The following is a 15617-nucleotide window of genomic DNA, read 5'->3' as shown; positions in this document are numbered from 1 at the left end:
TTGCGGGGCTCGTGCCGGGATGGCGCGGGCTTTCGTCGTTTTCTGCCGGAAGTCCGAAGCTTTGGGGTACGAATCGTAACTTTCTTGGATAGAAGGGAGCTCCTTCCGACTTATACACTTGAGGAGGGCAGGCGCAATGCCAGACTATCCCTTAAGGAGGAGACTATGATAAGAGCTATTTTTAGGAACAGGTGGCTGCACGGGCTGCTCGCCGCCGTCCTCTTGCTGCAGCTGACGGCGCGCGCGCCGGCCGCCGTCGCGGAGGACGAATCGGTCGCGTTGACGTTCGAAGCGGAGGCGGAGGCGAACGCATTGACCGGCAAAGCGACGGTGAACGACTGCGATCCGGCCGCGGGATGCTCCGGAGGCCGGATCGTCGGCAATCTGTGGGGCGGCTCCACCCTCCGCTTCCAGGATGTCGTCGTACCGGAAGCGGGAATTTATACGATGACCGTGCGTTATATTTCGGGCGATCCGCGGTCGGTCGCGATCGGCGCGAACGGCGCGCCGGGCGACCGGTTCGATCTGCCGTCCACAGGGAGCTGGAGCACCCTCGGATCGTACGAGCTCGAGATCGAGCTGGCGCAGGGCGCGAATAGCATTCTGTTCGACGACGGGGGAGGCTACGCGCCGGATATCGATCGAATCGATCTGGAATGGAGCCGGGAGCCGGGTACGGATCCCGGCGAGGAGCCGCCGGGCGAGCCGTCCGGCGATGTCTACGAAGCGGAGGATCCCGTCAATACGTTAACCGGGAATGCCGGCGTCCGCGCGTGCAAAGCGTCGAGCGGCTGCTCGGGCGGCAGCAAGGTCGGAGATCTATGGGGAGGCTCCTCCTTGCGCTTCAACGGCGTCGCCGCGCCGACGGACGGCGTCTACCTGTTGAAGCTGTCCTACATTTCCGGCGATCCGCGTCCGATCGCGGTGACGGTGAACGAAGGCGCGGAAGAGACGTACACGCCGCCGGCGACGGCGGATTGGGATACGGTAGGAACGTTCTCGATCGAAGCGGAGCTGCGGGCGGGCGCGAACGTCGTGACGTTGGACGATAACGGCGGATGGTCGCCCGACATCGACAAGCTGGAGGTCGTCGCCGTCGAAGCGCCGGGCGAAGATCCGGGAGCCGTCGATGGCATCGGCGAGATGGGGGCGAAGCTGGAATCGGCGACGTTCGGCACCATTGTGGTAGAAACCTATGAGCGCGGCCTGCAGGCGACGAACGGCGTCTATAGGATTTTGTACAATACGGAGTCCGGATTGGCGGCGTACGCGTGGAACGGGAGAACGGTCGCGAAAGGCGTGTTCAGCACCGTGCGTCTGGACGGGCTGCTGGAGAGCCGCGATTACGAGGAGCACGCGTTCTCGTTGAGCGACGTGGAGCGGATCAAGGACGGACACGGCAAGGGCATCCGTTTCGCGATCGAGAACCGGCAAGAGGGCTTTCCCGTCATGAAGCAAATTTATCAAATCTACGACGGTCTGCCGTACTTCCTCGCGAGCCAGTCGGTCGCCGGCGCAGCCGAGCTGCGCACGAACGAGATGGCTCCGATCGTCCTGAACGCCAAGGGCGGGGTCGATATCGGGGCGTACGGCGACAATCGGGTGCTGGTTACGCCGTTCGACAACGATATGTGGTCCCGATACCAGGCGCGCACGATCAATACGAGCCTGAATACGAACAACTATATCAGCTCGGAAGTAACGGCCGTCTACGACAACGAGAGCCGCGACGGTCTCGTCGTCGGATCGGTCACGCACGACCTTTGGAAAACGGGTATCGCTTGGAGCGGCTCGAACGACCGTCTCGACAAACTGAAGGTGTACGGCGGCTTCGCGTCGCAGGCGTCCACGCACGATTCGCTGCCGCACGGCGAAGTGTCGGGGACGACGGTGACGTCGCCGCAGATGTTCGTCGGCTTCTACGACGACTACCGCGACGGACTCGAATCGTACGGGCGGGCGAACGCGGCGGTGGCCGCGCCATTGAAGTTCGAGCGCGGCGTGCCGAAGGGCGTGCCGGTCGGCTGGAACAGCTGGGGCGCGTACGACAGCAAGCTCAGCTACGACAAGGTGGTCGCCGTGTCGGACTTTTACAAGAACAACCTTCAGGAGGAAGGCTTCTCCAACAAGGGCAACGTCTACATTAACTTGGATTCGTATTGGGATAATCTGACCGATCGGCAGCTGAAGGACGTCGTCTCCGTCATTCGGAACAACGGCCAGAAGGCTGGCATCTACTACGGCCCGTTCGTCTATTGGGGCGACAATATGGAGCAGCCGGTCGAAGGGACGGACGGACAGTATACGTACGGGGATATTATTTTGCGCGATCCGGACGGCAACCCGCTGCCCAAGGTGGACGGCGCCTACGCCGTCGATCCGACGCATCCGGGCGCGAAGCAGCGAATCGACTATTACTTCAAGCGATTCCTCGACTACGGCTTCGAATACATCAAGATCGACTTCCTCAGCCACGGCTCCTTCGAAGGGGCGCATTACGACCCGAACGTGGAGACGGGAATCGAAGCGTACAACCAAGGGATGGCGCACATCAACGAGGCGCTCGACGGGCGCATGTTCATCAGCGCGTCGATCGCGCCGTTGTTCCCGAGCCAATACGCGCACGCGAGACGCATCTCCTGCGACGTCGACGGGACGCTCGCCAAGACGGAGTACCAGCTGAACAACCTGACGTACGGCTGGTGGCAGAACGGCACGATCTATACGTACACGGATCCCGACTATATGACGCTCGCCAAAGGGGGCTCCTTCGAGGCCGCGCAGTCTCGAGTGAACGCGGCGGCGATCTCGGGCACGGTGTTCCTCGGCTCCGACGACGTAGCCGACCCCGTCGCGCAGCAGTACATGAGAGAACTGCTGACGAACGAGCGCGTGAACGAGGTGGCGCTCGAGGGCGAAGCGTTCCGTCCGATCGAGGGGGATACCGGAACGGCGGCCGCCGACGCGTTCGCGCTGTCGAAGAAGAAGCGGCATTCCATCGCCGTATTCAACTACTCGAACGATCCCGCGACGAAGACGATCGAGCTGGCGCGGGCCGACATTCCCGCAAGCGGGACGATCGCGATCGATCTGTGGACGCAGGAACAGCATCTTGTAACGGACGGGAAGCTGACGATCGATCTGAAGGGCGGACAGTCGAAGCTGCTCGTCATCGAAACGAAGGAATAAGCGAAGAGGCCTGCCGCCGCATACCCCGTATGCGGTCGGCAGGCCTGTTGCGTCGAAAGCGGTACGTTACCCTGGAATGCGGATCCGCACGGACGTTCCGATGCCGGGCCTGCTGAACAAGGTGACGCCGTACGAGGGGCCGTACATCAGCTTCATGCGCTTGTCGACGTTGGCGATGCCGTAGCCGGACGCGACCCGACCCGTCTCCGAGGCGTCGGCATCGGAGGCGTTCGTCGTCTGGCGGAAGCCGGCTCCGTCGTCGATGACCATCAGCGCGATATCCCCTCCCTCGCGGCGCGCCCGGATGATGATATTGATGCCGCGGCGGTCGTCCCAAATCGCGTGGTTGATGCAATTTTCCACGAACGGCTGCAGCGTCAGCTTCGGAATCGGGAACGGATGCACGCTCTCGTCGATATCGTAATGCATCCGCAGCAATCCCTCGAACCGGATTCGTTGAATCGCGACGTAATACTTCGTCAACGTCAGCTCTTCGCTGACGGAGATGACGTTCTTCCCCTTGTTCAGCGAGATGCGGTAAAACTTCGCCAGATCGGACACCATCCGGTTCATCCGGGGATCCGCGTTGCGCAGCGCGAGGGAAGAGATCGACGCCAACGTGTTGTAGAGGAAGTGCGGATTGATTTGGGCTTGCAGCACGTTCATCTCCGCTTCCTTCTTGTCGATCTCCTTCTTATACACTTCCGTGATCAGGTTGTCCAGCCGGTTCGCCATGCTCCGGAACGCGATGCCGAGCTGCCCGATCTCGTCGCGTCCGAGCGCGTCGACGCGGACGTCGAACTCTTCGCGCTCCACCTTGCGGATCATGCGGAGCAAGAGCTCCACCCGCTTCGTGATGAGCCGCGCGGTCACGTAGATGAGCAAGGTCGCCAGCAGGATGCTCCCGATCGCGAAGAGCAGAATGCGGCGCGTGGCGTCGTGCGCGTTCTCGATGAAGTTGCGGTACGGGATGAGCACTACCGTCTTCCAGCCGTAGGACGTCGTGCGGTAGACGACGAACACCTTTTCGCCGTCGTAAGTGCCGTCGTACTTGCCTTCCCGGCCGTCTTGGAAGCCGTCCTCCACGAACGAATCGAGCCGAGCGCCGAGCATGCTCTTATCCTTCGCGGATAAGATCGCGCCGCCCCGGTCGACGACGAAGATCGACTTGTCGTCCGACTCCTTGGCCATCAGCGAGTAAATGTCCGACTCCAAAATATCCATCGTCAGAACGCCGTACGGAAAGTTGAGGCTGTCGGAATTGAGCAGCCGGGTCAGCGTCAGCGTCGCCGGAGCGTCCGGCCGCGGCCGCTTGGACAAAAACCGGATATTGCCGTACGTGTTCTTCACCGCCTCGTATTCGGGCGATCGCATGAAGGTTTCGTCCAGCCGCCGGATGTAAATATGATCGAGCGGGATCGTCTGGTTCGTCACGTAGAGCGTCAGCGCATGGATGTCCGGATTCGTCGTCAGCACGTTGTTGATCGTATTGTTGAAATAGCCGTACGCGTCGACGAACCGGCTCGTGTCGCCCGAGTAATCCTGCGACAAGTACGCGCGCAGCGTGTCGTCGAGGTACAGCGTCGTCGAAATTTTGCCGTAGGCGTCCAGCTTGCTCTCGAGGTTGGAATTGATCTGCGAGATGGTCGCCGCCGTGTTCGCATACTGCTGGTTCGTCAGCTCGTCGCGGAGCGTCGCGTGCGAATAGTAGACGAAGAACAGCAACGGCAAAATCGACGCGAACAGGAAGACGACGAACAGCTTGCCGCGCAGCTTCAGGTTGGCCGCGCTCGCGACGAGGCGCCGCGCGGCCGAGATCGGCGTCATGGGCATTCACTCCGGTCTAGGTTCAAGTGTACGCCTTCCGGTACTCGTTCGGCGTGCTTCCCTTATGTTTATAAAAAACGGAGCAGAAATACGAGACGTTCTCGTAGCCGACCGCATGGGACACCTCGTGCACCTTCAGCGACTTATCCTTGAGCAGCTCGGCCGCGCGCCCCATCCGGATGCGGGTCAAATATTCGTGAATCGTCTCGCCCGTCTTCTCCTTGAATAATGTCCGAATGTAGTTCGGAGACAAATAAATTTCCTTCGCGATGTCGTCCACGGTCAGCGGAAGGTGGTACCGTTCGCCGATGAGCCGGACGATCCGGTCCGCGACCTGCCGGCTGCGGTCGGCATCGCGCTCCTTGATGAGCGAGGCGACCCGTTCCGCGTAGCGGAGCACGTACGTCTCGATTCGGCCGAGCGACGTAAGAGCGGACAGCTCCTTCCAATGGTCGGCGAACAGCAGCTCCTGGTCACCGCCGGCGAGTAACGCGGAAAATTCATGCTCGACGGCGGTCAGCAGCCGAATCGCGGCGTGCCCCGCCTCGTTGCGTCGAATCCGCCGATCCCTCAGCAGAGCGAACAGCGGCGCCGCCGCGGGCGTCTCGCCGCGGCGGACCGCCCCGACCAGCTCGGCGGCGTACGCTTCGACGTCCGCCTCGAGCGGCGCGAGCGGACCGCAGTCTTCCGGTACGATGACGCGGCCGGGCTCCAGATAGAACTTGTACTCGTTGGCGAGCTTGGCCGTTCGATACGACTCCGGGAGCCGTTCGATGCCGCGTCCGACCGCGCCGAGCCCGATGGTGAGCGCCGCTCCGTCGCCCGCGAGCGGCTCGAGCCGCCGCCTAAGCGCCTCCCAATAGGCGCGGTCGGCTTCGAGGCGCATGCCGGGCTTCGCCTGCGACGCGACGGCGTACGCGCCCGGCGCGAGCTCCGCGACGATCGATCTGGCGAAGGACGCCTGCAGCTCGGTCTGCAGCGTCCGCAGCCATTCGGGCGGAGGCGCCGTACCGCCGTCGGCGTCGATCGTCACGGCCGCGGTCAGCAGCTCGGCGCCGGCCGACAAGCCGCTCGCCAGCATCGCCAGCTGCTCGGCTCTCTCCTTGAGCCGCGCCGGATCCGACTCGCGGATCATCTGCAGCAGCAGCTTCTCCGCCGCCCAATCCTCGCCCTGCGCCGCGAGACGGTCCTCCTCGCACTTGCGCTTCACGCGCTCCATCAGCGCCTCGAGTTCCTCGAGATCGATCGGCTTCAGCAGATACCCGGCCGCCTCGACGTTCAGCGCCGCTTTAATATATTGAAACTCGTTATGTCCGCTAAGGAATACGATCTTGACTTGCTTCCGCAGTTGCCTGGCGCGGCGCGCGAATTCCAAGCCGTCCATGATCGGCATGCGGACGTCGGTCAGCACGATATCGGGACGGCACGACTCGAGCGCTTGGAGCGCCTCCTTGCCGTTCGCGGCCGTCCCCGCGACGGAGATGTCCATCGCGTTCCAGTCGACGTACCGCTCCAACGTCTCCAGCTCCAGCTTCTCGTCGTCTACCAACAGTATGGAGTACATCGCGGAATCCCCTTTCCTTCACCTGCAACGACTGCTTCTATTCTAAGCGCAATGCCGCATCTCAACAATGGATGCGGGGAAAGTGCGTCATTTTCGGGCATGAATCTGAGGATGCTTGTATAGAAGGGCGGAAGCCGAGGCCGATATAATGGGGAAGCAAAGTCCAACGACGCGGGAGGTACCTAACATGAGCATTCGAACGAAGCAAGTCGCCTCCGCGCATGAGGCGGCGATCGCGCGCAAGCGCCCCCTGGACCGATGGGCCAAGATCAAGGAGCAGCGGCTGCTCTATCTGCTGATGCTGCCCGCGTTCATCGTTACGCTGTTATTTTCGTACGCGCCGATGTTCGGGCTCTACATCGCCTTCATCAATTACGCGCCGACGGGCGGTTCGTTCTTCGCCCAGCTGGCGAGGAGCGAGTTCGTCGGATTCGACTGGTTCGAATACTTCTTCGTGAACGGCGACTTCTACATGATCATGCGCAATACGCTGGCGCAGAGCTTCCTCTCGCTGCTGTTCGGCTTCCCGATGCCGATTCTCCTCGCGCTCATGATCAACGAGATGGGGAGGAGCTGGTTCAAGAAAGCGTTCCAGACGGTCTCGTACATGCCGCACTTCATCTCCTGGGTCATCGCGGCCAACATCGTCATTACCGTGCTCGCGAGCGACGGCGTCGTCAACAAGGTGCTGATGGGCCTCGGGCTCGTCCAAGAGCCGATCGCGTTCATGATGAACGGACCGATGTTCTGGTGGATCATCGCCTTGTCCAACACGTGGAAGGATATGGGCTTCAACGCCATTCTGTATTTGGCGGCGATCGCGGCGATCAACCCGGAGCTGTACGAAGGCGCGAAGGTGGACGGTGCGAGCCGCTTCCGTCAGATGCTGCACATTACGCTGCCGTCCTTGCGTCCGACGATCGTCATTCTCGCCATCCTGGCGGTGGGCGGCATTCTGAACGCCGGCTTCGACCAGCAGTTCCTGCTTCAGAACAATACGATTCTGAACTATGCCGAGGTCATCGATACGTACACGTACAAATACGGGCTGCAAAACGGGATGTTCTCGTACGGAGCCGCGGTCGGGTTGTTTAAATCCGTGGTCGCCTTCGTCTTGATCGTCTCCGTGAACGCCCTGGCGAAGCGCATGAAGGAAGACACGTTATTCTGACGCAAAAGGACGGGAGGAAGCCGCATGATCAGCCGCAAGAACGATTTCCTATTCATGTCGATGGTGTATCTCTTCATTGCCTTCGTCTTCGTCGTCACGTTCTATCCGTTCTGGAACATCTTCATTATTTCGCTGAACAGCGCGGAGGACACGATTCGAGGCGGGCTGTATTTATGGCCGAGGGAGCTGAGCTTCGAGAGCTACCGGCAAATCTTGAACGACGGCGAAATTTTGAACGGCCTCAAGGTGACGCTCGCCCGCACGCTGGTCGGCACGCCGCTGGCGGTGCTCGTCATCAGCATGCTGGCTTACGCCGTAAGCAAGCGGGAGCTGATCGGGAGCCGGCCGATTACGCTCTACTTCATTTTCACGATGTATTTCTCGGGCGGATTGATTCCTTATTACATGGTGTTGAAAAGTCTCGGTCTGATCGACCACTTCATGGTCTTTATCTTGCCGGGCATGATGAACGTGTTTTACATGATTATCGTGCGCACGTTCATTCAAGGCATTCCGCAGGAGCTGGACGAATCGGCCAAGATCGACGGGGCGAATTACTTGCACATTTTCTTCCGGATCATTCTTCCGCTCTCGCTGCCGGTGCTCGCCACGATCGGGCTGTTCACCGCGATCTCGCACTGGAATGCATGGTTCGACTCATACGTGTTCACATATAAGACCGAACTGAAGACGCTGCAAGCCGTTTTGGTGAAAATTCTGAATCAATACCAGACGGGCTCGATGATGAACGAAGCGCAGCAGTTGGCCGAGTCGTCCAAGCGCGCGGCGGTGTCGCCCGATACGATTCGAATGGCCGCCACGATGGTCGCTACGCTCCCGATTATCATGGTGTATCCGTTCCTGCAGCGGTATTTCGTCAAGGGGATGACGCTCGGCGCGGTCAAGAGCTAAGACGGCGGCCGCCGATAAGCTTGAAAGGGGGTGTGGCGTCGCCGGCGGTACTCGCGGGCCTTGCCGATTCGAAAAGCGTACGTAAGCGTAGACGATTCTTAAGATGATTCTTATGATACTTACTAAGGGGGATACAAGACCATGGCACACACGAACAAGCTGCACACTTTCGCCGCATTCGCGCTCAGTCTCGCGCTGGTCGCGGGCTGCTCGAACGCCGGAACCGGCGGAACCGCCGGAAGCGGCGGGGCGTCGGGCGACGCCGACGCCAAGCCGGCGGGGGAAGCCTCCGGCGAAGCGTCGGCGGCGGATAGCCTGGAGCCGATTACGCTCACGTTCTTCGACCAGAACACGGGCGACGCGTTCACGAATCCGGTGGCGCAGGAAATTACGAAGCGGACCGGCGTGACGATCGAAATCCAGCAGCCGACGGGCAACCCCGCGGAGAAGCTGAACTTGATGCTCGCGAGCGACGACTTGCCGGACATTATCCTGATGAGCCGCAGCAGCGACCTTGTGAACAAATATATATCCGCCGGCGCGATCGTGCCGTTGGACGACTTGATCGCCGAGCACGGTCCGAACGTACAGCAGATGTACGGAGATACGCTCAACAAGACGCGCCACACCGACGGCAAGAACTATTATTTATCGAACTGGTACGGCCTCGAACACGAGCCGGTATTCGGCTTCAACATCCGCAAGGATCTGCTGAAGGAGCTCGCTCCGGACAAGGCGGAAGGCGGCGTCCCGTTCGCGGCCGAAGAGTTCAAGCAGCTGCTGACGGACTTCAAGGCCAAGTATCCGGACATCGACGGCAAACCGACGATTCCGCTGACGATGGACGGCGAAAATATGGGCGCGGTGACGGGGACGTTCAAGGGCATGTTCGGCCTGAAGCCGTATTACGAGGATAGCGAGGGCCATATCCGATTCGACGTCAAAGATCCGAAATACCGCGAGATGGTTCTCTACATGAACGACTTGTACCGCTCGGGCCTGATCGATAAGGATTGGGCGATCAATAAGAAGCAAGCGTGGCTGCAGAAGCTCTCGAGCGGCGCCGTGCTCGCGACGACGGGCGCGTACTGGGATCCGGGCGACGCCAACAACATTCTGAAGAAGGACATCGGGGAAGAGGCGCAGCTGTTTCCTTATAAAGTCGTCGCGCCGAACGTGGATCCGGGACAGACGACGTACGGCTCGCGCAGCTCGCTCGGTTGGGACGCGATCGCGATCTCGAAGACGAACAAGGATCCGGTTCGCACGATGAAGTTCATCGACTTCCTCGCGAGCGAGGAAGGGCAATACCTGCTGATGTGGGGCGTCGAAGGCGTCCACTGGGATATGAAGGACGGCAAGCATACGCCGCGTCCCGAAGTGCTGCAAGGCTTCAAGGACGACTGGGCGAACTACGCCAAGCAGACGGGCATTCGCAAGTGGACGTGGTTCATCAAGAACGGACCGGGCTCCGACGGTACGCCGTACGATCTGCCCGCCCGTTACGAGCGTACGCCGCTCGATCAGATGGCGCTCAAGAACTTGTCCGACTCCGTCTTCGACACCGCGCCGTACGACGGGCTAGGGCCGAAGGGCGGCACGCCGGATGCGTTGATCGAGCAGAAGGTGAACGACATTAAGACGCAAGCCGTCACGAAGGCGATCATGGCGAGCTCGGCCGAGGAATCGAACCGGATCTTCGACAAGATGCTTGCAGACATGAAGGCCGCCGGCGACGAGAAGGTCGAGGACATTATCGACGCCAACTTCAAGGAGCGCGAGACGCTCTGGAACTAACCGCAATTCGGGGATAACCATTAGGAAAAGCCGGTCGCGCACTGGCTTTTCCCCATTTTCGGGAGGGATATGGCCATGGTTCGAGTCAAGGCAGGGAGCATTCAAGTCGTAAGGGAGTCCGCTCGATTTACGGTCGACAACGGACAAATCGCCGTCGTTTCCGATCTGGCGGACGGCACGCTGGCGATGCGCTGGCGGAGCGGCGCCGCCCTTGAGGGGGTGTTCAGCGAATGCGCGATCCCGTCCGGCATCGCGCGTACGACGCACTACGGCGCGCACCGCGTCGACGAAGCTTCGATCGGGGACATCGATGACGCCATCGGCCGAGGGATCGCGTGGACGGTAGAGCATACGCCGGCGGAACGCATCGACGGGGACGCTCTTCCCGTACTCCGGCAGCGATTCCGGTTGTACGACGGGCTGCCGTACTGCCTCGTCGAGCTCGAAGCGGCCTGCGAGGCCGTATGGGAGACCGGCGAGATGGCGCCGATCGCCGCGCTGCGGAACGACGGTTCGATCTTGTCGCTCGGCGGCGGCGAGGCGTCAAGCCGGGAGGAGCTGCGCGTTCTGTTCGTGCCCTACGACAACGATAAGTGGGTGCGATACGGCTCGTACCCGATTCCCGGCTCGGTGGAGAGCTACGAAGCGACGGCGATCTACGGCGCGGACAGCCGCCGCGGCGTCGTCCTCGGCTCCGTCCGGCACGACTTCTGGAAGACGGGCATCCAGGCGGAAGGCACGTTCGCCGGCGAGCTTGCGCGGCTTCGGGCGTTCGGCGGCGTATCGGGACTGCATACGCGGGACACGCTGCCTCACGGCACCGCCAAGGGACTCGTCAACGTGTCCCCGCTCGTCTTCGTCGGAGCGTATGACGATTATCGGACGGGCATGGAGGCGTTCGGACTCGCGAATGCGGCGCTGGTCCCGGCGCTCCCGTGGGACGGCGGCGTGCCGTTCGGCTGGAACAGCTGGTCGGCCGTCATGTCGAAGCTCGATCTGGACGTCTACGTGCACACGTCCGATTTCTTTCGGAACGAGCTGCAGGGCGGCGGCTTCCACGGCGACGACGGCGTCGTGTACGTTAACTTCGACGCCTTCTGGAACCATCTGCCGGCCGGGGAGCTGGAGGAGGCGGTAAGACGGGTGAAGGCGAACGGGCAGAAGCCGGGCATTTACTTTTCCCCGTTCGCGTATTGGGGCAAGGATCCCGAGCGGCCGGTCGAGGGCTTCGAAGGGCAGTACGTTTACCGCGATATTTTGCTGAAGGACGACGCGAGCCGGCTGTTGCCGACGCTCGACGGCGCGCATGCGATCGACCTCAGCCATCCGGTCGCGCTGGAGCGCATCCGCAATGAGCTTCGGAATTTCGTGGAGCGGGGCTTCGAATACGTGAAGGCGGATTTCTTGTCGCACGGCGCCATGGAAGGGCGGCATCACAACCCCGAGATTCGGACCGGCGTGCAAGCGTACCATCTCGGGATGCGGACGATCCGCGACGCGCTGGCGCCGGAGAAGATCGGCAGGCCGTTCTTGATCAACCTGTCCATCGCGCCGCTCTTCCCGCACGGCTATGCGCACAGCCGCCGCGTCTCCTGCGACGCGTTCGGCTTGATCGGCGACACGGAATATATGTTGAACGCGGTATCCCACGGATGGTGGATCAACGACGCCCTGTATCGCTTTAACGACCCGGACCATACGGTGCTGTATAAGAGCGAGAATCAGCGGGAGACGACGGAGCAGGAAGGCAGAAGCCGCCTTACCGCCTCCGTGATCGCGGGCACCTCGCTGCTGCTGGGCGACGATTACCGGCAGGAAGAGGCAGCCCGTCGGGCGCGCGAATGGATGACGCATCCGGACGTCATGAAGCTGGCGCGGCTCGGGCGAACGTTCCGCCCGGCGGGGCGGCCGAGCGGAAGCAAAGCCGCGGACGTATTTACGCTGCGGACGGACGAGGGGCATTGGGTCGCCGCGTTCAACTACGACCCGAACGCGGGGATCCGGAAGGAGCTCTCCCTCGAGGAGCTCGGCATCTCCGAGACCGGGGCGCTATCGGTCGCCGACGTATGGTCGGGCGCGGAGCAAGTCGTCGAAGCGGGCGCGCGTCGCCTGCTTGTCGAGCTCGAGCCGGCGGAAGCCAAGCTGCTTCGCATCCGGAATCACTGAAATAACTGACGGTATTCGCGGGGCGTCATGCTCTCTAGCCGCGAAAAGCAGGTGCTGAAGTAAGGCGCCTGCCGAAAGCCGACCTCTTCCGCGATGCGGGAGATCGTCCAATCCGTCTGCATGAGCAGCAGCTTGCTCCGTTCGATCCGGTAGCGGAGCAAATACTCCTTCGGCGTACAGCCGTATTCCCGCTGCATGCACCGGGCGATATAGACGGGGTGAAAGCTGAGAAGCTTCCCAAGCTCGCGAACGGTAATGTCTTCGCGGAAGCGGCCGCGAAGGACGGCGGCCGCCCGTTCGGCGCACGCCCTTCCCGGCGAGTTCCGACGCGAATCCTGGGAGGCGGCGAGCAGCTGCACGAGCTCCTGGAACAACAACTGCTGCTTCAACCGGGCCGCGCTCAGATGCGCGTTCGGATGAAGCTCATTCAACTGACCGAGCAGTTCGTCGGCTTTGGCGGGCTTCGCCAAGCGGACGAACTGCGGCAAGGTCACCGGAAAGCTTCGTACGTCGAATAATTCGTCCGCGTCGTTGTCGGGATGAAGCTCTCCCGCATCGTCGTCCGCAGCCGCCCAAGGGCCGGACGTCTGGAAATGAAGCCAATAATACTCCGTCCGCTCCCGGCAGTCTTCCAGGCCGTAATGGAAGCAGTCCGGCCGCAGCACGAGCGCGCACCCCGGCTCTACCTCATACCGCCGCTCCTCCTCCCCAATGTATAAACAACCCTTCTGGACGAACAGCAAGTCGAATACGCGAAGGTTTCGGCGGCTCATATGTCGCTCTCCGGGAGCGAAGATCGAATGCCCGCAAGCGATGTATTGCAGCAGCGGGGGCACCGTGAAAACAAGCATGGTCATGGAAGCGTTTCCTTCCCGAAAGGTTTCATATGTGAAAGTTTTCGTTGAATAATTGAACCACTGACGGAAGTATACCATCTATAATCTGTTAAGGAAAAGGCGAAATCTTTCGTCCGAATCAGGAAACAACTTGTCAGTCCGGAGGTTTAATTTGTGAATTCCAAATTTTCACTATGGGCGCTGTCTTGGCCGATTTTTCTCGAGCTGTTCCTGCAGACGCTGCTCGGCACCGTCGATACGGTCATGGTCAGCCACATCTCCGACGGGGCCGTCGCCGTCGTCGGATTTTCGAACCAGCTGTTTAACGCCCTGAATACGTTGTTTATGACGATCGCCACCGGCGCCGGCATTCTCGTCGCGCAGCGAATCGGCATGAAGCGGGAGGAGGAGGCGCGCACGATCGCGATCATGGCCGTCACGGCTTGCACGTTGATCAGCGCCGCGATCAGCCTAGCGTTGTATTTCTACTCCGCTCCGATCGCCGGCATGCTGAACGTCTCGAACGAGCTGCTGCCGCTGTGGAACGTCTACGTCTCCAACATCGGCGCCGGCATGGTTCTCACCGGTCTCATCGCCGTGCTCGGCACCGTCATTCGGAATACCGGCAATACGAAGGGACCGATGTTCATCGGGATCGGGATGAACGTCGTTCACATCGTTCTGAATTACGGCTTTATCTACGGCGCGTTCGGCATGCCGACATGGGGACTGTTCGGCGTGACGGTATCCGGAAACTTGTCGAAGCTGTTCGCGGCGGTCCTGCTGCTGTACATGTTCGTGTTCGCTTTCGAGCGGACGGTTCGACTGCGGGACTTCGGCATTTTCAAACTCAGCCTGTTTCGTCAGATCTTGAAAATCGGTTGGCCGCTAGGCGTCAACATGTCTTGTTGGGTGTTCTCTCAGCTGGCGATTTACGCGTTCCTCGCCGATCTCGGCGACAAGGAGCTTGCCGCCCGCACGTATATGAACACGCTGGAATCGTTCTGCTTCATGCTGGGCGGGGCCATCGCGGCCGCCGCGCAAATTCAGATCGCCCACTTGTTCGGCGCAGGGAAAATCCGGGACGCGTACGCGGCGGCGTACCGGGCGCTGTGGGTCGGTCTCGCGTTCGTCGCGGCCAGCAGCATCCTGCTCTATCTATTCGGCCGTCCGGCGCTCGGGCTGTTTACGAAGGACGGACAGATCGTCGCGATGGGCGTCTCGCTGCTGACGCTGAACTTGGTGCTGCAGCCGGGCAAGATGCTGAACATGGCGCTCGGCAACGCGCTGAACGCCGTCGGCGATACGCGGTTCACGATGCTCGCGTCTCTCGGTTCCATGTCGGTCATCGCGACGGGCTGTTCGTATTGGCTGGGCCTCGAGATGGGCTGGGGGTTAATAGGGATTTATTGCTGCATGATCGCGGACGAATATGTGCGGGGCGCGATGTCTTTCTATCGGTGGAGGGGCAAGAAGTACCTGAACAAGGGGGCGGCGCAGCCGGTGCCGGCGCGGCTCGAAGCGGCGGTCCCGCTGTAACGGATAACGAACGGAGCTCCTTGCGCAAGGGGCTCCGCTTTGTTGTCAGAATCAGATGCGAAATTAAATAGTTGCAAACATCAATTGTTATATGTTATAAATACATTAGGTGATCGACATGAAAACATTACCGCAATATATCGATGCGAGGGAATTGCTGCAGCGAACGTTCCGGCGCTTCGGGCTGCTTCAGAAAGACGGCGCGTCGTGCTGCGGCGTATCGGTCGTACAGAGCCACATCCTATACGAGCTGGCGAAGCGGCCGAATATTTCGCTGAACGATCTCTCCGAGATGTTGGCGTTGGATACGAGCACGTTGAGCCGCCAAGTGCAGCAGCTGGTGGAGGGCGGGTTCCTCAGCCGCCTGCCGGACCCGAAGGACCGCAGGTACGTGCTCCTGTCCCTGACCGAAACCGGGGAAGAGCAGTGCGCCCGCATCGCGGGAACGATGGAGACGTACATTCAGGACGTCTTCTCCTACATTCCCGACGACAAGAAGGGGCAGGTCCTGGAAAGCCTCCAGCTGCTTAGCGATGCGATGGGGCAAAGCCCGCATTGCTGCAAACCTCCTCTCTAGACGAGAGGAGTCGCTTTTTACCCAATAGTTGCAACAATC

Annotated in this window: 10 protein-coding genes; 7 read left to right on the top strand and 3 right to left on the bottom strand. The window is 60.9% G+C overall.

The genetic code is table 11. From position 1 onward, the window contains the following. The first annotated feature begins 165 nt into the window (after positions 1-165). Entirely contained in the window at positions 166-3189 is a 3024-nt protein-coding gene (locus RIN49_RS16250; RefSeq protein ID WP_309121219.1) for a carbohydrate-binding protein, read from the top strand. A gap of 66 nt (positions 3190-3255) precedes the next feature. Here RIN49_RS16250 and RIN49_RS16245 read toward each other — a convergent pair whose 3' ends face one another. After that, the gene (locus tag RIN49_RS16245) at positions 3256-5016 is read right to left on the bottom strand and encodes a sensor histidine kinase (protein ID WP_309121218.1); all 1761 of its coding nucleotides are present in this window, start codon (positions 5014-5016) and stop codon (positions 3256-3258) included. 22 nt (positions 5017-5038) lie between these two features. Further along, positions 5039-6580, bottom strand: coding sequence for a response regulator (locus tag RIN49_RS16240; protein ID WP_309121217.1), 1542 nt, complete (start codon positions 6578-6580; stop codon positions 5039-5041). A gap of 187 nt (positions 6581-6767) precedes the next feature. On the opposite strand from RIN49_RS16240, the gene RIN49_RS16235 reads away from it, so the two are divergent. The 4 genes from RIN49_RS16235 to RIN49_RS16220 all read left to right on the top strand — a co-directional run bounded on the left by RIN49_RS16235 (position 6768) and on the right by RIN49_RS16220 (position 12626). Continuing rightward, the gene (locus RIN49_RS16235) at positions 6768-7751 is read left to right on the top strand and encodes an ABC transporter permease (protein ID WP_309121216.1); all 984 of its coding nucleotides are present in this window, start codon (positions 6768-6770) and stop codon (positions 7749-7751) included. A 24-nt stretch (positions 7752-7775) separates the two neighbouring features. Further along, positions 7776-8663, top strand: coding sequence for a carbohydrate ABC transporter permease (locus tag RIN49_RS16230; RefSeq protein WP_309121215.1), 888 nt, complete (start codon positions 7776-7778; stop codon positions 8661-8663). Between the two features lie 141 nt (positions 8664-8804). Then, complete coding sequence (locus RIN49_RS16225; protein ID WP_309121214.1) at positions 8805-10460, top strand: ABC transporter substrate-binding protein; 1656 nt, start codon at positions 8805-8807, stop codon at positions 10458-10460. A gap of 75 nt (positions 10461-10535) precedes the next feature. After that, positions 10536-12626 carry an alpha-galactosidase gene (locus RIN49_RS16220; protein WP_309121213.1) on the top strand — a complete coding sequence of 697 codons (2091 nt, stop codon included), beginning with the start codon at positions 10536-10538 and terminating at the stop codon, positions 12624-12626. Here RIN49_RS16220 and RIN49_RS16215 read toward each other — a convergent pair. After that, positions 12620-13483, bottom strand: coding sequence for a helix-turn-helix transcriptional regulator (locus tag RIN49_RS16215; protein WP_309121212.1), 864 nt, complete (start codon positions 13481-13483; stop codon positions 12620-12622). The two genes, RIN49_RS16220 and RIN49_RS16215, sit on opposite strands and share 7 nt — an antisense overlap. 153 nt (positions 13484-13636) lie before the next feature. Between RIN49_RS16215 and RIN49_RS16210 the strand changes: the two genes are divergently transcribed. Further along, complete coding sequence (locus RIN49_RS16210; RefSeq protein ID WP_309121211.1) at positions 13637-15001, top strand: MATE family efflux transporter; 1365 nt, start codon at positions 13637-13639, stop codon at positions 14999-15001. Between the two features lie 118 nt (positions 15002-15119). Next, positions 15120-15578, top strand: a complete 459-nt coding sequence (locus RIN49_RS16205) for a MarR family winged helix-turn-helix transcriptional regulator (RefSeq protein WP_309121210.1) — start codon at positions 15120-15122, stop codon at positions 15576-15578. Positions 15579-15617: the final 39 nt, after the last annotated feature.

Source organism: Paenibacillus sp., from assembly GCF_031177825.1.
GTDB lineage: Bacteria > Bacillota > Bacilli > Paenibacillales > YIM-B00363 > Paenibacillus_AE.
This window is presented reverse-complemented; position numbering and strand designations above follow the sequence as displayed.